The sequence below is a fragment of the Mycobacterium shunyiense genome, from assembly GCF_058270075.1.
In genome coordinates this window covers 124,748-145,162 of record NZ_JBZDPU010000007.1, presented here as the reverse complement: position 1 = coordinate 145,162, position 20,415 = coordinate 124,748, and the positions used below count along the sequence as shown (strand labels likewise).

At 65.6% G+C, this 20,415-nt stretch carries 22 protein-coding genes; 15 read left to right on the top strand and 7 right to left on the bottom strand.

What is annotated here, in order from left to right:
• Position 1: 1 nt before the first annotated feature.
• The gene (locus AC4ELH_RS06265; RefSeq protein ID WP_064879101.1) at positions 2 to 1,540 is read right to left on the bottom strand and encodes an amino acid permease; all 1,539 of its coding nucleotides are present in this window, start codon (positions 1,538 to 1,540) and stop codon (positions 2 to 4) included.
• 171 nt (positions 1,541 to 1,711) lie between these two features.
• Here AC4ELH_RS06265 and AC4ELH_RS06260 point away from each other — a divergent pair, with 171 nt between their 5' ends.
• From AC4ELH_RS06260 to AC4ELH_RS06250, 3 genes are read left to right on the top strand one after another with little or no spacing between them, the layout of a single operon-like run.
• Complete coding sequence (locus tag AC4ELH_RS06260; RefSeq protein ID WP_498883488.1) at positions 1,712 to 2,740, top strand: putative nucleotidyltransferase substrate binding domain-containing protein; 1,029 nt, start codon at positions 1,712 to 1,714, stop codon at positions 2,738 to 2,740.
• The gene (locus tag AC4ELH_RS06255) at positions 2,734 to 3,540 is read left to right on the top strand and encodes a Fic/DOC family protein (protein WP_498883487.1); all 807 of its coding nucleotides are present in this window, start codon (positions 2,734 to 2,736) and stop codon (positions 3,538 to 3,540) included. The genes AC4ELH_RS06260 and AC4ELH_RS06255 overlap by 7 nt, the downstream gene beginning before the upstream one ends.
• Positions 3,533 to 4,165, top strand: coding sequence for a nucleotidyltransferase domain-containing protein (locus AC4ELH_RS06250; protein ID WP_448442854.1), 633 nt, complete (start codon positions 3,533 to 3,535; stop codon positions 4,163 to 4,165). The genes AC4ELH_RS06255 and AC4ELH_RS06250 overlap by 8 nt, the downstream gene beginning before the upstream one ends.
• Before the next feature lie 4 nt (positions 4,166 to 4,169).
• Here the strand turns inward: AC4ELH_RS06250 and AC4ELH_RS06245 are convergent, their stop codons facing one another.
• Positions 4,170 to 4,769: a TetR/AcrR family transcriptional regulator gene (locus tag AC4ELH_RS06245; protein WP_064879090.1), complete on the bottom strand. Its 600-nt coding sequence runs from the start codon at positions 4,767 to 4,769 to the stop codon at positions 4,170 to 4,172.
• An 89-nt stretch (positions 4,770 to 4,858) separates the two neighbouring features.
• Between AC4ELH_RS06245 and AC4ELH_RS06240 the strand changes: the two genes are divergently transcribed.
• From AC4ELH_RS06240 to AC4ELH_RS06230, 3 genes are all read left to right on the top strand, one after another.
• Positions 4,859 to 5,395 carry a methyltransferase family protein gene (locus AC4ELH_RS06240; RefSeq protein WP_498883486.1) on the top strand — a complete coding sequence of 179 codons (537 nt, stop codon included), beginning with the start codon at positions 4,859 to 4,861 and terminating at the stop codon, positions 5,393 to 5,395.
• A 151-nt stretch (positions 5,396 to 5,546) separates the two neighbouring features.
• Complete coding sequence (locus AC4ELH_RS06235; protein ID WP_498883485.1) at positions 5,547 to 6,707, top strand: LLM class flavin-dependent oxidoreductase; 1,161 nt, start codon at positions 5,547 to 5,549, stop codon at positions 6,705 to 6,707.
• A gap of 18 nt (positions 6,708 to 6,725) precedes the next feature.
• A complete protein-coding gene (locus AC4ELH_RS06230; protein ID WP_498883484.1) occupies positions 6,726 to 8,102 on the top strand; it encodes an NtaA/DmoA family FMN-dependent monooxygenase in 1,377 nt (458 codons plus the stop codon).
• Between the two features lie 4 nt (positions 8,103 to 8,106).
• Here the strand turns inward: AC4ELH_RS06230 and AC4ELH_RS06225 are convergent, their stop codons facing one another.
• Positions 8,107 to 8,406, bottom strand: a complete 300-nt coding sequence (locus AC4ELH_RS06225) for a hypothetical protein (RefSeq protein ID WP_498883483.1) — start codon at positions 8,404 to 8,406, stop codon at positions 8,107 to 8,109.
• A 68-nt stretch (positions 8,407 to 8,474) separates the two neighbouring features.
• Here AC4ELH_RS06225 and AC4ELH_RS06220 point away from each other — a divergent pair, with 68 nt between their 5' ends.
• Positions 8,475 to 9,740: an HNH endonuclease signature motif containing protein gene (locus tag AC4ELH_RS06220; RefSeq protein ID WP_448442842.1), complete on the top strand. Its 1,266-nt coding sequence runs from the start codon at positions 8,475 to 8,477 to the stop codon at positions 9,738 to 9,740.
• Positions 9,741 to 9,762: 22 nt separating this feature from the next.
• On the opposite strand, the gene AC4ELH_RS06215 is transcribed toward AC4ELH_RS06220, so the two are convergent.
• Positions 9,763 to 10,455, bottom strand: coding sequence for a potassium channel family protein (locus AC4ELH_RS06215; protein WP_448442997.1), 693 nt, complete (start codon positions 10,453 to 10,455; stop codon positions 9,763 to 9,765).
• A gap of 79 nt (positions 10,456 to 10,534) precedes the next feature.
• On the opposite strand from AC4ELH_RS06215, the gene AC4ELH_RS06210 reads away from it, so the two are divergent.
• Positions 10,535 to 12,031: a potassium/proton antiporter gene (locus tag AC4ELH_RS06210; protein ID WP_064961162.1), complete on the top strand. Its 1,497-nt coding sequence runs from the start codon at positions 10,535 to 10,537 to the stop codon at positions 12,029 to 12,031.
• A gap of 7 nt (positions 12,032 to 12,038) precedes the next feature.
• Here AC4ELH_RS06210 and AC4ELH_RS06205 read toward each other — a convergent pair whose 3' ends face one another.
• Positions 12,039 to 13,505: a peptidoglycan-binding protein gene (locus tag AC4ELH_RS06205; protein WP_498883482.1), complete on the bottom strand. Its 1,467-nt coding sequence runs from the start codon at positions 13,503 to 13,505 to the stop codon at positions 12,039 to 12,041.
• A complete protein-coding gene (locus tag AC4ELH_RS06200) occupies positions 13,502 to 14,023 on the bottom strand; it encodes a hypothetical protein (protein ID WP_498883481.1) in 522 nt (173 codons plus the stop codon). The genes AC4ELH_RS06205 and AC4ELH_RS06200 overlap by 4 nt, the downstream gene beginning before the upstream one ends.
• A gap of 349 nt (positions 14,024 to 14,372) precedes the next feature.
• On the opposite strand from AC4ELH_RS06200, the gene AC4ELH_RS06195 reads away from it, so the two are divergent.
• From AC4ELH_RS06195 to AC4ELH_RS06180, 4 genes are all read left to right on the top strand, one after another.
• Positions 14,373 to 15,881 carry a SulP family inorganic anion transporter gene (locus AC4ELH_RS06195; RefSeq protein ID WP_448442838.1) on the top strand — a complete coding sequence of 503 codons (1,509 nt, stop codon included), beginning with the start codon at positions 14,373 to 14,375 and terminating at the stop codon, positions 15,879 to 15,881.
• Positions 15,882 to 15,899: 18 nt separating this feature from the next.
• Positions 15,900 to 16,286 carry a MerR family transcriptional regulator gene (locus tag AC4ELH_RS06190; RefSeq protein WP_448442836.1) on the top strand — a complete coding sequence of 129 codons (387 nt, stop codon included), beginning with the start codon at positions 15,900 to 15,902 and terminating at the stop codon, positions 16,284 to 16,286.
• A gap of 43 nt (positions 16,287 to 16,329) precedes the next feature.
• The gene (locus AC4ELH_RS06185) at positions 16,330 to 17,028 is read left to right on the top strand and encodes an HAD family hydrolase (RefSeq protein ID WP_498883575.1); all 699 of its coding nucleotides are present in this window, start codon (positions 16,330 to 16,332) and stop codon (positions 17,026 to 17,028) included.
• 103 nt (positions 17,029 to 17,131) lie between these two features.
• Entirely contained in the window at positions 17,132 to 17,554 is a 423-nt protein-coding gene (locus tag AC4ELH_RS06180) for a DUF6319 family protein (RefSeq protein WP_110917080.1), read from the top strand.
• A 251-nt stretch (positions 17,555 to 17,805) separates the two neighbouring features.
• Here the strand turns inward: AC4ELH_RS06180 and AC4ELH_RS06175 are convergent, their stop codons facing one another.
• Entirely contained in the window at positions 17,806 to 18,120 is a 315-nt protein-coding gene (locus tag AC4ELH_RS06175) for a hypothetical protein (RefSeq protein ID WP_448442832.1), read from the bottom strand.
• A gap of 217 nt (positions 18,121 to 18,337) precedes the next feature.
• Between AC4ELH_RS06175 and AC4ELH_RS06170 the strand changes: the two genes are divergently transcribed.
• The 3 genes from AC4ELH_RS06170 to AC4ELH_RS06160 all read left to right on the top strand — a co-directional run bounded on the left by AC4ELH_RS06170 (position 18,338) and on the right by AC4ELH_RS06160 (position 20,262).
• Complete coding sequence (locus AC4ELH_RS06170) at positions 18,338 to 18,526, top strand: hypothetical protein (protein WP_448442830.1); 189 nt, start codon at positions 18,338 to 18,340, stop codon at positions 18,524 to 18,526.
• A 336-nt stretch (positions 18,527 to 18,862) separates the two neighbouring features.
• Positions 18,863 to 19,507 carry a type IV toxin-antitoxin system AbiEi family antitoxin domain-containing protein gene (locus AC4ELH_RS06165; RefSeq protein WP_498883480.1) on the top strand — a complete coding sequence of 215 codons (645 nt, stop codon included), beginning with the start codon at positions 18,863 to 18,865 and terminating at the stop codon, positions 19,505 to 19,507.
• On the top strand, positions 19,507 to 20,262 hold the full coding sequence (locus tag AC4ELH_RS06160; protein ID WP_448442993.1) for a nucleotidyl transferase AbiEii/AbiGii toxin family protein: 756 nt from the start codon (positions 19,507 to 19,509) through the stop codon (positions 20,260 to 20,262). The genes AC4ELH_RS06165 and AC4ELH_RS06160 overlap by 1 nt, the downstream gene beginning before the upstream one ends.
• Positions 20,263 to 20,415: the final 153 nt, after the last annotated feature.

The following is a 20,415-nucleotide window of genomic DNA, read 5'->3' as shown; positions in this document are numbered from 1 at the left end:
CTCAGGCTCCGATCGTGACGGGTTTGGGGTGGGTCTTGCCCCGCGGGAAGCACAGGGCGCCGAGGACTATCGCGGCCGCGATGCTGAGGGGTCCGGCCCACTGCAGGATCGGCATGTCCCCGGCGGGATTGAAGATCTCGGCTCGAGGCCAGCCCAGGTTGACGATCATGACCGTGCCGTAGAGGACGGCCAGGACGTTGACCGCAATGCCGAACTTGCCGAGCGAGAACAGCGGCAAGCCTTCGGCGTCGACCTGATTCCGCTGGGCGGGCCAGCCTTTGATGCGCCGGTACAGCAGCGGCGCGGTCACCAACAGGTAGGCCAGGTAGATCAGGATGATGCAGACACTGGCCAGCGTCGCGAAGATCGCCGAATTGCCGACGTTGACCAGCAGCACCCCGATGCACAGCAGACCGATGAGCACCGACGGCCAGATCGGTGTGCCGGTGTGGCTGTTGACCCGGGACAGGATCGACGAAGCCGGCAGCCGCCCGTCGCGGGCCATCGAGAACATCAGCCGTGAGGCGGCGGTCTGAATTGCCAAGGTACAGATGGTGATCGCGATGCAGACGTCGACCAGCAGCACCGTCCCCCACGGTGACGACAACACGGTGTCGAGCACGTACGGGAGGCCTTCGGTCGCCAGGCGTCCGTCGGTCAGGCTGGGGGCCGCCATCAGGGCGCCCAGGATCATCAGACCACCGCCGAGTGCCGAGACGGACAGCGCCATCCTGATGGTCCGGGGTGCGACGCGCCGGGGATTGCGGGTCTCCTCGGCAAGCTCACCGGCCGAGCCGAAGCCGACCATGACGTAGGCCGCCATCAGCCCGCTCATGATCCAGGCCCAGACGTAGCCGGGTTGCCCGCCGGCGTGACCGGTGTCGAACACGACCTGCGGACCGCGCTGGGCATGGGTGAAGAACACCCCGATGACGGCGATGACACCGACGATCTCGCAGATCACCCCCGCGCTGTTCACCCGCGACATCCATTTGACGCCAAGGCAATTGATCGTCGTGGTGAGCACCAGCAGGACGGTGCCGAGCAGCACGGCGTTGGCCGCTCCGCTCGGTGAGGTCAATGCCGGGTCCTCGCCGATGATCTGGAAGCCGGACCAGATGGTGGGCAGCACCACCTGCAGCGCGATCGCCGCGGCCGAGGCGGTGACGATCTGCGCCAGGATCATGAACCAGCCGCCGAACCAGCCGATCACCTCGCCACCCATGCGGCGGGACCACTGATAGATGGCACCCGAGATCGGATAACGCGCGGCCAACTCGGCAAAGCACAGCGCCACCAGAAACTGTCCGAGGAACACCGCAGGCCAGGTCCAGAAGAACGCAGGACCGCCGAAGCCGAACCCGAGTCCGAACAGCTGGAAGATCGTCGTCAGGATGGATACGAACGAGAAGCCCGCGGCGAAGGATTCGAACTTGCCGAGCCGACGGTGCAACTGCTGGTCGTAACCAAACTCGGCGAGGTCGTCATGGTCGCCGAAACGGCCGGACACATCAGGTCCCGCGGTAGCGCTGCTGGTCATAGGCGTTTCTCTCAGGCTCTGGGGCGGTGCCGCCAGCTTCTTAACTGTCACTCGATAGATAAGCCTCTCGGCATGACCGAGCTGTCACCCGCGTGTTTCGTTCATGTAGCGAGCGGTAAGCATTGCGTTGCCGAAACCTCACCGGGCCGGTGTCCTGTCACAATCACCGACATGGCTGTCGCAGCGCTGGACGATGCCTGCTGGCGCATCGCGTCGGCGGACAACGAGCACGACCTGGTGACAGCCGGCGCCCAGGCCCGCGACGCGGTGCTCAAGGTGATCGACGCGCGGGTCGGTGCGGCGTCGGTCGCCGCGGCGTGGTCGTCCGTCACCCGCGCGGCGCTGTCCACCGCGGCGCGACTGGTCGCCCCCGGGCTCGACTGGTATGCGTCGGGCAGCGTCGGCCGCGGAGACGCACTTCCCGGATCCGACCTCGAAACCCTCGTGGTCCGCAGCTCCGACGTCACGCCGGATTCGGCCCTGGCCCAGGCAGCACACGTGCATGAACTGCTGGGTTGTTGCGGGTTCCGTGCCGACGACAACGGCGCGGTCGCCTCGCGGGTGCGGTTCAACCGCACCGCCCAGGACTGGGGAGCAGGGATCGGCGGGTGGGCCGCGGACCCGTCAGCCGACCGGGGTGTCGTGATGATCGGCCTGCTGGCCGACGCCGTCCCCGTCGGCCCAGCTGTCGGCGACAGCATCGACCTGCGCGAACAAGCGGGTATCGCTGTGCGGGCGCAACCTACGGCGCTGGCCGCGATGCTGCAGGACGCCACATTTGCCCGTGCCTACATCCCGTCCCGGTTGCGCACACTGACGTCCGTCGATGTCCGGGTCGACATCAAACATGCCGCCGTCGACCCTGTGGTCCGGATCGCGCGCTGGGCCGCCCTCAGTTGCGGCTCCGACGCGCTGCTCACCGCCGATCGCATCGGAGCGGCCGCAGGCACCCGCTACCTCGATCCCGACGACGCCAGGGCACTGGCCAAATGTCACGCGATCGGGTCCAGCATTCGCTGGCGGGCCCGGGCCGCATGCTGGGACCCTGCCGAATCCGACGACCGCATCGACGAACATGTCGAACTCTCGGATCTGTCACCCCAGGACCGCACCGCGCTGCGCAGCATTGGCCGCGAACTCACCGGCGTGCGACGCAAACTCGACTATCTGGCGTCGACCTCGACATTCTCCGCATGGTGAGCGACCCCGGCGAGTCCGCGCAGCACGCCCTGGCCGAGACCATCGCCGCCGAGCGCCTGGAAGGCTGGCGGCCCACACCCGAACAGATCGAATCCCTGACCGCGCTGCTCACCGGCGCAACGACGTACGGCGAGTACCTGGGGCCGCATATCCCCACCCTCTCGCCGACGCCACGCCGGCGGGTGTTCGCGCGGCGCCGTCCATATTTCATTCCAGGAACATCGGTGCTGCGCAACAATTTCGGCGTGTACGACGCCACGGTCCTTACGCAGCTGGAATTCGTGGCGACCGCAGGCCGGATCCTGCAGGTGCATCTGCGTTGTCAAGACTCAGATCTGGATGTGCGATCGTTGCACCGACAGGTGTTCGGCGACGTGTACGCCTGGGCCGGCGAGCCCCGAATCGTCGAACTCCGCAAGGGCGACAGCGCGTTCGGGCCGTGCTCCCATATTCCGCGGGCCCTGGCCGTGCTACAGGCCGAGATCAACCGGCTCGCCGGCGACGGTGCCGACATCGACGACGGCACACTCTCCTACCGACTGTCGCGAATCTATGCCGACTACAACCAGATCCATCCGTTCCGAGAAGGCAACGGACGCACGGGAACACTGCTGCTGCATCTACTCGCCCGCCGGGCCGGACGCCGGCTCGTGCTCGACGGTATGTCCCGTTCGGAGTGGATCGACGCGTCTCGGGACTCGATGCCATTCCGGCGCGACGGTCGCGCCGACCCCCGGCCTTTCGTGGCCGTGCTGCGCGGACGGCTGCGGCCGGCGAGCATAGTGGACGCCGATGTCTGACGACCTTCCCCCGCACGGCCGGGCAATCAGCGCCGACGAGGCCGACCGCCTTTGGGCGCCCTGGACACCTGCCGAAGTGGCCGAGCGACTCACCGACGTCGACGCCCCCTGGTGCGTGGCCGCAGGGTGGGCCATCGACCTGTATCTGGGAGGCCCGCCTCGGTCACACGCCGACATCGAGATCGCCGTCCCCCGCCACGACTTCGGGCAAATCGCCGACGCACTGGCCGGATTCGAATGGGACGTGGCCGGCGACGGCCGGCTGTGGTCGTTCAGCGACGTCGGCGATCATCCCGACCTGCACCAGACTTGGTGCCGCGACCCGGCCACCGGCCGGTATCACCTCGATGTATTCCGCGAACCCCACGACAGCGATCGGTGGGTCTTCCGGCGCGACCCATCGATCACACTGCCCTACGACGAACTCATCCAGGTTCGCGACGGGATACCGTACGTGATCCCCGAGGTGGCACTGCTCTTCAAGGCGCATCGCACGGCGACCAAGGACGAGGACGATTTCTCTCGCGTAGCACCGCGACTCGCACACGACGCACGGACGCGCCTCTCAGATTGGCTCACCCACCTCTACCCGGCCCACCCCTGGCTGAACCGGCTACACGCCTGAGCGCCTAGGGATTTGGATCGGTCAGGTATCGCTGCACCGTCGGCCCCATCCACGCGACCAAGTCGTCGATGCTCGCCGAGGCCATCGGTTCGATCTTGAGCTGATACCGCGCGAACGCCAGGCCAACCAGGTGCACTGTCACCAACTCGACGCGCAGCTCGGCGTTGTCGACACCGAATTCCGTCGAGACCCGTTGGGCGACCGGACCGGCAAGGGTGTCGTGTAAAAGCTTGCGCGCCAAGGGGTGGATATCCGCTGACCGGAACACCGTCAGCAAGAGATCGAAGGACGCTCCCCCGTCCCACCGCTGAACGACATCGCGCACCAGCCGTGAGCCGATCTCATCGGGCCCCTCGTCGAGCAGATTCGCCAGCTGATGCAACGGATGCTGCGGGGTGTCGAGCACCGATGCATTGAACAAGCCCTCTTTGTTGCCGAAGTGGTAGTAGACCATCGCGACGTCCACGCCGGCCTCTGCGGCGATCCTGCGCACCGTCGCCTTCTCGTACCCGTCACGCATGAAGTGCTCGCGAGCCGCGTCGACGATCCGCTGCTTGTTCTGTTGGCCCGTGCGCCACCGGCCGCTACGCCCGGTCTCCGACATGGCGCAAAGTTTAGTTCAACAACCGTTGACCTATACGGAAGCCGAGGCGTAGCGTTTTCTTCAACAGCAGTTGAAGAAAGGAGCTCGACATGTCAGAACGGCGACTCTGGTGGCGGCACACCATCTCGGTGCTGATCGCCCCAGCGACGATGACGATCTTCATTCCGGCCTTGATCATCTGGACCACCGGTGCGAAAGCACCTGATCTGACCACCACTTCGGGCCTTCTGCTCGCCATCGCGGGCGCAGCATTGATCGCCTTCGGCCTGTGGTTTCTGGCGTGGACGGTGATCCTGTTCGACCGCATCGGCAAGGGCGCCCTGGCTATCGGATCCCCCGTCAACCTGGTGGTGGAAGGTCCGTATCGACACGTCCGCAACCCGATGATGACCGCGGTGTTCTGCATCCAACTCGGTACCGCGGTGGCCATGGCCTCACCCTGGCTCTTCGGCTGGTTCGCACTGTTCTGCGCTCTGACTGTGATCGCGATCCCGGTCTTCGAGGAACCTCACCTCCGCCGGCGGTTCGGCGCTCAGTACGACGAGTTCCGGCGCAACGTTCCGCGGTGGATTCCGCGCCCGACCGCGTGGGTTCCGCTCGACGAATCCTCCAGAACCGCTGCGTGAGCCAACTGCGCACGCACTTTCGCATCACCCTGCGTCGATCTCTTCAGGCAGGTCAGACTGGGTTGGACACTCGCGACAGCTCCCGCCCGGGATTACCCGGGTGTGAGCTCGCGTTGTCGCCAGAGACCGCGACTGAAAGTGAGCACCGTCGATGGGTACCCAACTGCACCTCGCCGTCGCACTCGATGGCACCGGCTGGCACCCGGCTTCCTGGCGCGAGCCGCTGGCCCGCCCTGCCGAAACACTCACCCCGCGGTACTGGACCGATCTGGTCGGCCAGGCCGAACGCGGCCTGCTCGATTTCGTCACGATTGAAGACGGACTCACCCTCCAGTCCGACCATCCGTTCCGCCCCGATGACCGCACCGACCGGATACGCGGACGTCTCGACGCCGTACTGATCGCGTCCCGTGTCGCACCCCGTACCCACCACATCGGTCTGGTACCTACCGTCATCACCACCTATACCGAGCCGTTCCACGCGTCCAAGGCGATCGCCACCCTCGACTACGTCAGCACGGGCCGCGCCGGGGTGCGGGTCCAGGTCGCCTCCCGTCGGGATGCCGCAGCCCATTTCGGCCGACGACGCCTGCCCGACGAACGTGCCGCGCTGAGTGCAGAGTTGTTCGACGAGGCAGGCGATTACGTGGAGGTATTGCGCCGACTGTGGGACAGCTGGGAGGACGACGCCGAGATCCGCGACGTGGCCACCGGACGGTTCATCGATCGGAACAAGCTGCACTACATCGATTTCCAGGGCGCCTCGTTCTCCGTCAAAGGGCCCTCGATCACCCCGCGGCCGCCGCAGGGGCAGCCTGTCGTCGCCGCGCTCGGCCACGTCGACCCCGCCTACCGACTCATCGCCGGCAGCGCCGATGTCGGCTTCGTCACCCCGCACAGCACCGATGAGGTCACCGCTCTCATCGATGCCATCGCCGCATCGCGACCTGCCGATGCCGCTGCGGTGCGGGTGTTCGCCGACCTGGTGGTATTCCTTGACGACACGCCTGACGCGGCGCACGCACGACGCGAACGCCTCGACGACCTGGCGGGAGCCGAATACCGCAGTGACGCTGAGATTTTCGTCGGTACACCCGGGCAGCTCGCTGACCTGCTGGAAGCCTGGCATACCGCCGGCGCCACGGGTTTCCGGTTGCGTCCGGCCGCCCTCCCGCACGACCTGCAGCAGATCACCGATGTGTTGGTACCCGAGCTGCAGCGCCGCGGCCTGTTCCGCCAGTCCTACGAAGCGTCCACCCTTCGCGGCCTGCTGGGCCTGCCCCGCCCCGCCAACCGCTACACCACCGTCTGACGTCGACAGGACACGCGCATGAGCAAGCCCGTCAAGCAGATTCATCTGGCCGCGCACTTCCCCGGGGTCAACAACACCACGGTGTGGAGCGACCCCGAATCCGGCAGCCACATCGAGTTCGATTCGTTCGTGAAGTTCGCGCAGGCCGCCGAGCGCGGCAAATTCGACTTCATGTTCCTGGCCGAGGGGCTGCGTCTACGTGAACAGGGCGGCCAGATCTACGACCTCGACGTTGTGGGACGCCCCGACACCTTCACGGTGCTGGCCGCGCTCGCCGCGGTAACCGACCGGCTCGGCCTGACCGGCACCATCAACTCGACCTTCAACGAACCCTACGAGGTGGCAAGGCAATTCGCCTCGCTCGACCACCTCTCCGACGGCCGGGCCGCGTGGAACGTCGTCACCTCGTGGGATGCGTTCACCGGGGAGAACTTCCGCCGCGGCGGCTTCCTGCCCGAGAACCAGCGCTACGAACGGGCCGAGAGCTTCCTCGCCGCCGCCAACTCCCTGTTCGATTCCTGGCGAGGCGACGAGATCGTCGCCGACCAGGACAGCGGTATCTTTCTGTCCGATTCCACCGCCGGCGAGTTCGCCTACCACAATGATCATTTCGACATCAGCGGTCGGTTCAACGTCCCGCGAAGCCCACAGGGACGCCCGGTGATCTTCCAGGCCGGGGACTCCGACCGCGGACGCGAGTTCGCCGCCGCGGCCGCCGACGCCATCTTCTCGCGGTACGGGACGCTGGAAGACGGCCAGAAGTTCTATGCCGACGTCAAGGGTCGCCTGGCCAAATACGGCCGTCGCCACGACCAGTTGGTGATCCTGCCCGCGGCCACCTTCGTGCTCGGCGACACCGACGCCGAAGCTGCTGAGTTGGCCCACGAGGTCCGTCTGGCCCAGGTCTCCCCCGCCACCGCGATCAAGTTCCTCGAACAGCTGTGGAACCGTGACCTCACCGATCACGACCCCGACGGCCCGTTACCCACCGTCGACCCACTGGTCGGCGAGAACACCATCGCCAAGGGCCGCGCCAGCGTGCGTATCCACCGCGACCCGATCGCCGTCGCCAACGAGTGGCGCGCCAAGGCCGAAGCCGAGAACCTGACCACCCGCGAGCTCATCATCGAGGTCACCGGGCGACAGAACTTCGTCGGCTCGGCCGCCACCATTGCCGAATCCATCAACCATCTCGTGCAATCCGATGCCAGCGACGGCTTCATCCTGGTCCCCCACGTCACGCCGGGCGGGCTCGACCCGTTCGTCGATCACGTCGTACCGCTACTGCAGGAGCACGGTGTGTTCCGCACCGACTACGAGGGGACGACGCTGCGAGAACATCTGGGCCTGGAGCTGCCCCAGCCGCGCCAGGAACGCACAGCCGCAACAGGTTAGGCCTCTACTCGGGTGCGTCGGGCTCGGTGCGGTCCTTGTACTCCCAGCTCGCCCCCGCAGTGAGTGTGCCGGGTACGAGCTCAGTGCGCCCGGCATCGCGCACATGCACCGTCTGCGCGAGGATCTCGTCGGGCTTGCCGCCGATCACGATGACCGGGTGCTCGTATTCGATGCCGTAGAGCTTGAGCGCGGCATGCACGGCGTGTGCGGCGGCCTTACCGCGCGACATCTTCGCGTTCGAGTTGACTCTGATCACCAGCCGGCGTTCCGGCGCTTCGGTACCCTCGGCGTCTTCGGCATCCATGGCCATCAGCCTAAAGCCACCATGTTGTACGACCCGAACTTGTCGTACCCCTCTGCTTTGATGGTGTCATGTCTTCGGGCGCAGCTTCTTTCACTGGTGGGGTGAGCCCAGTGCAGCGGCTGGAGATGTTGTTCGACGAGGTCGCCGAGCTGACCGGCCAACGCAACGCGATCGACGCACGCATCGTGGAGATCGTCGCCGAGATGGATCGCGACGAACTGTGCGGCGCCACCGGCGCTCGCTCCATCCAAGCGTTGGTGGCCTGGAAAACCGGCATCGCTCCACGCAACGCCGAATCCGTCGTGGCCGTCGCACGTCGACTCGAAGAATTCCCCCGCTGTGCGCAAGGGATGCGTGAAGGCAGGCTGTCGCTGGATCAGGTCGGGGTGATCGCCGAAAAAGCCGCCGACGGCTCCGATGAGCACTACGCCGAGTTGGCCGCCGTCGCCACCGTCCGCCAGTTGCGTACTGCGGTCAAGCTGGAACCACGCCCCGAACCCGAAACCCGGCCCGAACCGGAGCGTTCGATCACCAAGAACGTCGAGGACGAGTACACCACCTGGCGAATCCGGTTGCCGCGGTTGGACGCGGCGAAATTCGACACCGCACTGCAGTCGCACCACGATGCGGTGATCGCCGACTGGAAACGCGACCACGACACCGACGGTGAACCGGCGTCAGATCAGGCACCGCCGTTCCCCAAGCTGGTGGATGCGTTCATGAGCCTGATCGATGCAGGGTGGGACGTCGAGACGGCACGCCGCCCGCACGGACAGCACACCGCCGTGGCCGTACATGTCGACCTGGACAAGCACGGCGACAAACCCGTCGCCGCACTGCATCTGGGGCCGCTGCTCACCGACGACGAACGAAGCTACCTACTGTGCGATGCCACCTGTGAGGCCTGGTTCGAACGCCGCGGCCAGGTGATCGGCGCAGGCCGCACCACCCGCACCATCAGCCGCCGCCTCCGCCGGGCACTCGAACACCGCGACCGGTGCTGTGTGGTCCCGGGCTGCGGATCCACCCGTGGATTGCACGCCCATCACATCGTGCATTGGGAAGACGGTGGGCCGACCGAACTGAACAACCTGGTGCTGGTGTGCCCGTTTCACCACCGGTTGCACCACCGGGGCGGCATCACGATCACCGGCCCCGCCGACCGGCTCGTGGTCGCCGACAGCGCCGGCAAACGGTTGCCGGGCGGGTCGTTGGCCCGCCCGTCCACGACACCCCCACCTGTCGTCCCGCCGTGCCCCGGACCTACCGGTGAGCGCGCCGACTGGTGGTGGTACCAACCGTTCCAACCCAAACCACCGCCTAAAGTCGCTTAGCCCAGGGCCACCTCGAGGCCAGTCACGGCTCGTCAGACACCACTTCCCGCAGGAACTCCCCGCCATGGATCGCAGCGAGCAGTGAGTTCTCCGAGGTGCGGTTGGCGGTGAAGAGCAACTCGTCGCCGGCTTCGAACACATCGTCAAGCTTGGGCAACCTGACCTTGTTTCCGCGGACGATGGTGACCAGCGCGGTATCCACCGGCAGGTCCAGCCGGTCCACCCGCTGACCGACCACCGGGTTGTCTTCTGGCAGCGTGAGTTTGGTCAACTCGACACGACCGCCGCGCAACATCATCAACCGCACCAGGTGCCCGACATCGATGGCACCCTCGATGCCGGCGACCAACGAGCCCGGCGTCGACACCGCGACATCGATACCCCAATCCTGTCCGAACAGCCACTGGTTGCGGATGTCGTTGATCCGGGCCACCACCCGCGGCACCCCGAACTCGGACTTGGCCAGCAACCCGACCACGAGATTGGACTTGTCGTCACCGGTCGCGGCGATCAGCACGTCGGCGGTTTCGATCCCGGCACCCTCCATCGCCGAGAGCTCACACGCGTCGGCCAGCAGCCAATCCGCACCCGGCACCGTGTGCGGTTCGTAGCGCCGGTACAGCTGCTCGATCAGCAGGACCTTGTGGCCGTTGTCGAGCAATTCACGGGCCACGGAGCGACCCACATTGCCCGCACCGGCAACCACGACTCGCATCTTCCGTTCGCCCACTCCGCCATTTTCCCCTATCGGCACGGCACACTCGCGGCCCTTCTGCCTGATTAACTAATTCTCGATGAGCCTGAACCAGCTGTACCTGACCTTGCTGACCGGCGGCATCGTGCTGCTGGCGAGCATCATCGGCACGCGCGTGGCGACCCGCATCGGCTTCCCCAGCCTGCTGTTTTTCCTGGCAGTCGGCATGGTGCTGGGCGTCGACGGGATCGGGCTGGACTTCCACAACGTCGAGCTGGCCCGCAACGTGTGCACCACGGCGTTGGCGATCGTGCTCGTCGAGGGCGGCTTGACGACCCGGTTCTCCGATATCCGAGGGGTGCTGGCGCCCGCGGGCGTGCTGGCCACCCTCGGCGTGGTGATCAGCACCGCCATCACCGCCGTCGGCGCGCATCTGCTTCTGGGAGTGGACTGGCAACTCGCGCTGCTGCTCGGGGCGATCGTGTCCTCCACAGATGCGGCCGCGGTGTTCTCGGTGCTGCGGATCCTGCCGTTGCCCCGACGCCTGGCCGGTCTGCTGGAAGCAGAGTCCGGCTTCAACGATGCCCCCGCGGTCATCCTGGTGCTGACGTTCAGCGTGGTGCCGTTCGTATTCCACCCCGAGGGCGCCATCACCGACCTGCTCTACGAACTGGTCACCGGCTCTCTGCTCGGCTTGGGTGTCGGGTTCGCCGGAGCGTTCGCCTTGCGCCGCATCGCACTGCCGGCCTCGGGGCTCTACCCGATCGCCACCTTCGGGTTGGGCTTCATCGCATTCGCCGCCGCGGGCAGCGCCCATGCGAGCGGCTTCATCGCCGCCTACCTGTCCGCAGTGGTGCTGGCCAACTCCGGCCTGCCACACAAATCAGCCACCCGATCGTTCGCCGAGGGAGTCGGCTGGCTGGCCCAGATCGGACTGTTTGTCCTCCTCGGGTTGCTGGTGAACCCGCACGATCTGGCCGGCGACATCATCCCGGCGATCGTCATCGGGCTGGTGCTGTTGCTGATCGCGCGGCCGGTGTCGGTGATCCTGTCACTGGCCGGATTCCGCATCCCGCTGCGCGAACAGCTCTTCCTGTCATGGGCGGGCTTACGCGGTGCGGTGCCGATCGTGCTCGCCACGTTTCCGATCGTCGCGGGCGTGCCCGACAGCTACCGACTACTCAACATCGTGTTCGTGCTCGTGGTGATCTTCACCCTGATACAGGCGCCCAGCATCCGATTCGTGGCCAACGCGCTCGGGCTGATCACCCGCGACATCACCCGCGAGATCCAAGTCGAAGCCGCACCGCTGGACGTGCTCGACGCCGAGCTGTTGACCATGACAGTGCAGCCCCATTCCCGGCTGCACAACGTCACCATCCTCGAACTGCGGCTGCCCGACCCGGCAGTCATCACGCTGATCATCCGCAACGGCCGCACCTTCGTTCCGCTGCCGGACACCCGCATCGCCGTCGGCGACGAACTGCTCATCGTCACCACCAGCAAGACACGGACGGCGGCCGAAGCCCGGCTGCGCGCGGTGAGCCGGCGCGGCAAGCTCGCCTACTGGTTCGACGAATATGGGCTAGAGGACTGACGTCGGGTCACGCTGGACCGGATACGCATTGTCGCCACGTGGCCGGCCCGACGACACCGTCGACGTCGATGGCGCGGCTCTTCTGGAACTTGCGCACCGCCGCGTCGGTGATCGGGCCGAAGTCGCCGTCGACATCGATGGGGGTGGCTTGACTCAGGTTCACCCTTACCTGTACTGCCTTCACGGCCTCACCGGTGCTACCCGGGCGGACCGTGATGAACAGCCGAGTCCAGGTGACCGGTCCCACGATGCCGTCGACCTTGACGCCCTGACTGCCTTGGAATACCCGCACCGCCGCATCGGTGAGCGCGCCGAAGTCGCCGTCGACTTTCAGACCGAAACCCCTCGCGCGCAACAGATGCTGCAGGATCTTGACAAAGGCACTGTCGGTACCCAAGCGAAGTTCGATCATCGTGTCCTGTTGCGCGGGGTCGTCGGTGAGTGGGTTGAGCAACTCGGCTCGCCCGTCGAAGGCGAACAGCAGCAAGTCCGTCATGCGGAAGGTGAGCCGATCGGGCCCCAGGTTGGGACGCCAATGTGGTTCACGCACAATGGAATACTTGCTTCCTTCCATCGCCCGGTGGAACACCTCGGCCACAATGCGGCCACCTACGCCGGTGAGCCGCCCTCCACCGAACACCTCGGCTTCCCGCAGGATGTAGAACCACAATGGGGTGTTGGCGACGAGTTCGTTGCCCAACGCGTCAGAAAGACCGCTCAACTGAGCACCCCCGTTGCCCTTGAGGATCTGCTCGGCGTTGAGCGCGGTGACGTTGGCCAGTGCTGCCATCTGCTGGCCGCTGGCGAGCTTGACCATGTTGGCCCGCATGAGGTTCCGGAACGCCAGGTTGGCTTGAAGCGGCGGTACCGGGACATTGGGGTCGTCGCCGAATGAGCCCGGTGGGAGGGTCGCGAGCGGATCGGTCAGTCTGGTGTCGATCCTGAGCGCCCGGTTGAACTTGGCCTTCGGTACCACCAAGTCTGGACGTCCCGCCTCGGCGAAGTCGTACAACCGGCGGAAGTCGGCGATCCACGTGGACGGCAAGGGACTGTTGCCCGATAGTCCACCGCTGGTTCCCGAGAACGCGAACAGCGCCGACAGAGTTCCTTGCCCGTTGTCGAATATCTTGTTCCAGTTGTAGGCCGAGCGAACCATACTGTGGCCCATCCGAAATGCCGCGACGGAGAACTCGATCGGCATGGTGGGGCTATCGCCCGGAATCGGTGATTTCTCGAAGAGCTTGCGACCGTGGGTGAAGACGTCGTGCACGATTCCGGGGTCGACGATTTTCGGTAGATAATCGTGTAGCAACATCCACTGGTAATGCTTGACGACGAGCGCGCGCGCCGTCTCGAACACTGCCGGAGCGGGAACCGGGCCGAGGGTGTCGAGCACCCGGTTGTGGAACCTGATGAAGGCAAGGTGGATCTGGGCCACCACCAGGTTCTCATCGTTGCGATGGTCAGGTATCACCGCCGTCTTCCGCGCCGGGTCGCGCGGCAGGTCGAAGCCGTCGAACCCAGCAGGATCGGGCCCTGCCCGATGGTGCTGCCCATCTTCAGGTGCAGCCCGTCGGTGTAGAACTGCGGGTCTTTGACCGGACCGCGCTCGTAGAGCGAATCGAGATCGAGTGTGGGCGAACGGCCCTGGACAAGCTCGTCGACCGTGAGGTCCGATCCGAGCGGAGCGACAGTGTCGTCCCTCGTCAGGTCGTGATCGGCGAACTGACCCAGATACGTGTATCCGGCCGGAATCTCACCGTCCTGATCCGACGGCGGTTCGGTCATCGCCTTGGCCAATTCAGTGATCAACCCGACGCTGGCCGGCGTGCCTTTCGGCCCGATGCGCGAGAAGCGGAACTTGCCGAGCAAAGCTGTATCGGATATCCGTGTCACCGCCTCCGCCGCCAGGGTGCGGGTTTCGTCAGCCGTTTCCGGCGTCACCAAACCCTCACCGACGATGTAGAAGCTGTCTCGACCGTGACGCGTCATGATGCCCCCCGCAATGCGATGACTGTTGGTGATCGCCAGTCAACTCCGGGCACCGCGGCGTTGGCGTGAGTAGTGCGCTACCCGAATTCAGCCCACGCCGGCCGTCCGCCGCCCCAATCCACTTCGCTGTGGCGTCGAGCACATCCACGTTTCTCGATTTGAAACACAACCCTCCCCCAAGGGTAGAGTTCCGCTACGACGCCGAACGTGGCGGCCGCACGTCCGCGCCTGCAGGCCCTGCGGCCGTGATCGATTGCATGTTCCGGCAATAGCTTTCACGCAACGACGCGTGTCTCGACTGTGCTCACATCTGCCCTCCGTGTTGGACCGAGGGCGCCGAAACGGAGTTGTGTTGAAACGATCGACCGATGCGGTGACGCCGCACGAACAGCAATCGGTGCTCGCTGCGCTCCGTTCGCCGCGCCGGTTACGCACCGAGGTGCTCGCCGGCCTCGTGGTGGCGTTGGCCCTGATCCCCGAAGCGATCTCATTCTCGATCATCGCCGGGGTAGATCCGCGCATCGGCCTGTTCGCCTCGTTCACGATGGCGGTAACCATCGCGATCGTCGGTGGACGGCCGGCGATGATCTCCGCGGCGACGGGTGCCGTCGCCCTGGTGGTGGCCCCGCTGGTGCGCAGTCACGGCCTGGACTACTTGATAGCCACGGTTATCCTCGCCGGAGTGCTGCAGCTGGTCCTCGGCGGTCTGGGGGTCGCGAAGCTGATGCGCTTCGTGCCGCGCAGCGTGATGGTCGGCTTCGTGAACGCGTTGGCGATCCTGATCTTCCTGGCCCAGTTGCCCCATCTGCTCGGGGTGCCGTGGCTGGTCTACCCGATGGTCGCGGTCGCCATCGCCGTCATCGTGGCGCTACCGAAACTGAGCACCGCGATCCCCGCACCGCTGGTAGCCATCGTGGTGCTCACCGCCGCCACCGTCGGATTCGGCTGGTCGATTCCCAACGTCGGTGACGAGGGGCAGTTGCCTTCGAGCCTGCCGTCTCTGCTGGTTCCCAACGTCCCCTTCACCCTGCACACGCTCGGGGTCATCGCGCCCTACGCACTCGCCATGGCGGTGGTGGGCCTGCTGGAATCGCTGATGACGGCCAAGCTGGTAGACGACGTCACCGACACCCACTCCGACAAGTCCCGTGAGGCTCTCGGCCAAGGCGTGGCCAACATCGTCACCGGATTCTTCGGCGGTATGGGCGGCTGCGCCATGATCGGGCAGACCATGATCAACGTGAAGGCATGCGGAGCGCGGACTCGGATCTCGACGTTCCTGGCCGGCGCGTTCCTGCTCGGTCTGGTCGTCGGCCTCGGCGATATCGTGGCCCAAATCCCCATGGCCGCATTGGTCGCGGTGATGATCATGGTGTCGGTCGGGACCTTCGACTGGCACAGCATCAACCCGAAAACCTTGCGGCGCATGCCCAAGAGCGAAACCGCCGTCATGCTGGCCACCGTCGCGGTCACGGTGGCGACCAGCAACCTGGCCTACGGCGTCGCCGTGGGCACCCTGACGGCCATGGTGCTGTTCGCCCGCCGGGTCGCCCATTTCACCGAGGTGGTGGACATCGACCATCCCGACGAGAACACCCGGGTGTACGCGGTCCGCGGCGAGCTGTTCTTCGCCTCCAGCAATGACCTGGTCTACCAGTTCGATTACGCCGGCGACCCCGACAACGTGATCATCGACATGAGCCAGGCTCACATCTGGGATGCGTCCACCGTGTCCACCCTGGACGCCATCACCACCAAATACGCCGCCAAGGGCAAGACCGCCACCATCGTGGGCATGAACGAGAACAGCGCAGAACGGCACGCCCGACTCAGCGGCCATGCCACCGCGGCGCACTGACCGTCACAGGGGGAAGCGTTGAGCAGCCAGGATCACCTACAGATCGGCGAGGTCGCCGCACGAACCGAGTTGTCCATCAAGACAATCCGGCACTACGACGAGGTCGGCCTGGTTGTCCCCTCGGCACGGTCCGCAGGCGGCTTCCGCCTCTACACCGCCGACGACGTCGACCGACTGCTGGCGATCCGTCGCATGAAACCGTTGGGCTTCGCCCTCGACGAAATGCGAGAACTGCTCGACGCCCTCGATACCCTCAACTCCCCTACCTCGACCGCCGCGCAGCGCGCCGAGGCGACAACCTATCTCGCCGAATGCCATACCCGCGCGCAGGAAGCCTGCGCCAAACTCACCCGACAACTGGCATACGCACAGGAACTGACCGAGCAACTGGCGCGCTACCGCTGAGCCGTTTGATCTGCGGGCAGGCGGGTATACCGCGCGCATGCCGATGTCGAGCCCTTTTGCGGTCCTGTTCGACGTTGACGGGACGCTCGTCGACACGAACTACCTGCACGTGCATGCCTGGGCGCGCGCGTTCCGCGAGGAGAACATCGATGTGGAGTCCTGGCGGATCCACCGCAGCATCGGCATGGATGGCGACAGCCTGGTGGCAAACCTGTCCGGGGACGCGAGTGACGCTGTGCAGCAACGCCTCAAGGACCGGCACAGCAGCCTCTACAAGGACAGCGCGGACCTGATCGTGCGACTTCCCGGAGCGCGCGAATTGCTCCACCATCTCGCCGAGCACGGGGTGCGGGTGGTGCTTGCCAGCTCCGCACCGGAAGACGAACTCGCGATCACCCGAAAGATTCTCGACAGTGACGACGCCATCGCGGCAGCGACGTCATCGAAAGATGTCGACACCGCCAAGCCCGACCCGGGCATCGTCGAGGTGGCATTGAAGCGCGCCGGCGTGTCCGCCGAGCAGGCTGTCTTTGTCGGCGACGCGGTGTGGGACGGTGAAGCCGCCACCCGCACCGGCGTACCGTTCGTCGGCGTACGGTGCGGCGGAGTGGCCGACTCCGAGCTCGAAAAAGCGGGTGCACAAGCTGTTTTCGATGATCCGCTCGAGCTTCTGCGGCGCCTGGACACCACCGTCATCGGCGCACATCTGCGCGGAGACGTCCACCCGACGAAGCGAGGGTGACGGGCGCGTCGACTTGACCACAGAGGTCGAACATGTGTTCTAATGTCCTCGCCGCCCATCCCGCTCAGTGCGGGCGATGTCCGAAAAGGAGTTCGCCGTGACGATGACTGTAGACGCTCAGGCCCCAGAAACCTCACCCACCGATTTCGACACTCCCGACGACCTGACCACTCCCCCCGAGAGCACCACGCCCGTCGCGGAGGCTCCTGCCGACGAGAAGCCACGGAAGCCCCCGGCCAAGAAGGCGCCGGCCAAGAAAGCCAAGACCATCGAGCTGACGCTCACCGTCACCGGCACCGCCGACGGTGAATGGCACGCCGAACTCAAGCAGGGCACCACCTACTTGGCGCGCAATGTCGCGGTCGCGGCTGCTGCCGTCTCGCGCGCAGCCAAGGAGCTGCACGAGGACCTCTCGACGCCCATCGACGAGGTGATCGAGGAGGCCCGCTCACAGCAGGCCGCCAAGGTCGCCGCGCTCGAAGCCGAACTCGAAGCGGCGCGAAAGGTCTTGTCCGACTTGGAGTGAGCTCGGCATTGCCGTAGGGCACGTTCGAAACCGGCCCGTTCCGGCCTTGACGAGGCGTTACCGCCATCTGGCAGATCGTCAAATTTCTTGACGATCTGCCATGGACATTGTGTCGGAGAAGCTTCCACTCGAATCGCTGCACCCGAACCGTCGCAGTCCTTGGCTGGCGGTGGCGGCCGAACACGAAGCAGCGCGAAAGGTCTTGTCCGACTTCGAGCGAGGCACTTCAAGTCGGCCAGAACCGCCTTTCGTCAGGGCGCGGGCGCGAGCGTGTCCGGGCACAACTCATGCTGTGCGGCATCCACCATCGGAGGGTTTGCCCAGCCGATCAACTCCCATGACATGAGGACATTTTCGGGCGTTGAACCGCCGTAGCGAAGCTTGTCGCAGATGGTACGACCAAGCGTCAGTAAGGATGTCGTGGGCAAGAGTTGGGGCCCCAGCGCGGCTAGGTAACTCCCCTCATCGGCCTGAGCGCTTCCTGGCGCCACCATTGCAACGGACGCGAAACTTGCTGCGATAGCGATCGACAGCTTGATGCGGCGGCTGACCGCTTGGCTTTTCACGAGCGGAACGGTACCGGTCGAAGCGGGTTTCCCTGAGGCTTTTCAAAAGTTCTTTTGACTGTTTCGTTAATTTTGACAAACCGACCGGTACTGCCCGACGGGCGTGGCCCCGTGTCGTTGCATCGGTGTGGAACTCAGCCGTCGACAGCAGCGATGGGCGGGCCAGTCGGGGCGATCCGTAATCGCAGGCGTCATGTTCTGAGATACGGTCACCGGCATGGGTGAAGGTCAGGAGCTGCCCCCGATTCCAGCCGAGTTCGAGCAATTCACCCCCCGCACCGCTCGCGCGCTGGTTCGCGGGGGCTACCTCCGCATCCACGACGTACAGGCGACAACCGACACCGAACTCCTGGCGCTGCGCAACTTTGGGTTCCTCAGCCTCGCCGAAGTGCGGGCCGTGGACTGATGGCGGCCACCGGTCCGGCTTCGGTCCGGAGTCTCATCGCGGAAACGAGGCAGCAGCCAGCAAACCAAAAGCCCGCCCCGACCGAATTCAGAGCGGGTCTTCCAACGTGGAGCCAAGGGGATTCGAACCCCTGCCCCTCCAGCTGACCTGACTCCCATCACCGCCTCCATCGTCCGAAGCCGTAGGGGATCATTCTCGCCGCTACGGAACTATCGGTCGCGGCGTGCGGGCGGACGGGTTTCGCCTGCGCGGACTGCATAATCCTCCATCCTTGCCCATCAAGTACGCATTTCGTACTCTAAAAGAGTACGATCTGCATACCTAGAAGGAGGCGTCGTGGCACAAGACCACAGCACTCCCCTTCCCCCTGCGCTGGCTCGGATCCCGCTGCGGACGATCCGGCCGCGCGACGCCACGGCCGTGTATCCACACCCCCGAGCCCAGCTCGCGCGTCTCGCCGAGCGCGGATTGCTGCACCGCCTCGCAGACGGCTACTACGCCGTGGTGCCCCAAGACATGGTGGGACACGATTGGATGCCTGGCCTGGAAGCTGCCGCCGCCGGAATCGGCGCAGCGGTTTACGGGGCGGACGACGTCGTTGTCATGGGTATCAGCGCCGCGCGTCTACACGGGGCGATTCCGCGGGCACTGGCGACCGCGATCATTGCAGTGCCACAACAACATCGGCCGATTACCCTCGCGGACCGGCCGGCGATCGTGCGATTCGTCAAACGCCAGACCAGCAAGCTGGACGCCGAGCTCATTCGCACTGAGCTGGGGCCGACATTGGTGACCACGCCCGAGCAGACCGTGCTCGATCTAGCGCATCGCCCAGGTCTCGGCGCTGCGGAAACCGACGTTCCTGCAGCGGTTACCGCGCTGTATGCACGCAGCGATGAGACCCGACTTCGGGCATTGGCGGCCGAGCAGCGTCGGCTAGCGTCCCTGCGCCGGGCCGAAGGCTGGGCACTAGCAAGATGATGAACCTCGACGAACGCGACGCGGTGGCAAGACAATTCGGTGTCGCCGCCGAACAAGTCGAACGCGATCACTTGATCTCGCATCTGCTGGCGTTCCTGAGTCGACAGTTCGGTGACCGGATCCAATTCATTGGCGGGACGGCGCTGGCCCGCACACATCTCCCGGATGGACGGCTTAGCGAGGACATCGACCTCATCGCCCTGGGCGACCGCAAGCAGGTTGCGCTGGACCTGGACGTCGCGCTCCCCCGCGCGGTGGCCCGTAGTCACGGCCGGCTCACCGTCGAACCTGAGCTGAGCTGGACCGCCGATACTCTGCCAGTGCTGCTGCGCCCCGCGGACGGCCGGCCGGTACGACTCCAACTGCTCTCGTCCCGGGATCGCATTCTGTGGCCGACTGAATGCCGCGCCCTGGTCCAGCGCTACGCCGACGCGCCACCCGCCGAGCTCTTAGTACCCACCCTGCCCGCGTTCGCCGCATCGAAGACCGCGACATGGGCCGATCGACACGCCGCCCGCGACCTCTGGGACCTATGGGCGCTCAGCGAGATCGGGGCTATCGACCCCGTCGCGGCCGCGTTGTTCAGGCGCTACGGCCCCACCACCAAGAACCCGGGGGCATATCTATTTCGCACCGCGCCATCGGACGCGGACTGGCACGCCCAGCTGGCGGGACAGACCCATCTGACGGTCGCGGCGAAGGAAGCCCTCGACGCAGTGCGCACCGCCTGGCGTAAAGCCACCGAGGTTTCCTAGATGTACCGGCCTCGGCATCGGACCACTACCCGGAGGTGTCATCGAGCACGACGGCATGCTCTGGAAGCCCAAGTCGGGCGCCTCCTGCTCTGCCGAGGAGTTCATCACTGCCCGAGTACTTCTCATTGATGTCAATCGAGAAAGCCGCGATCT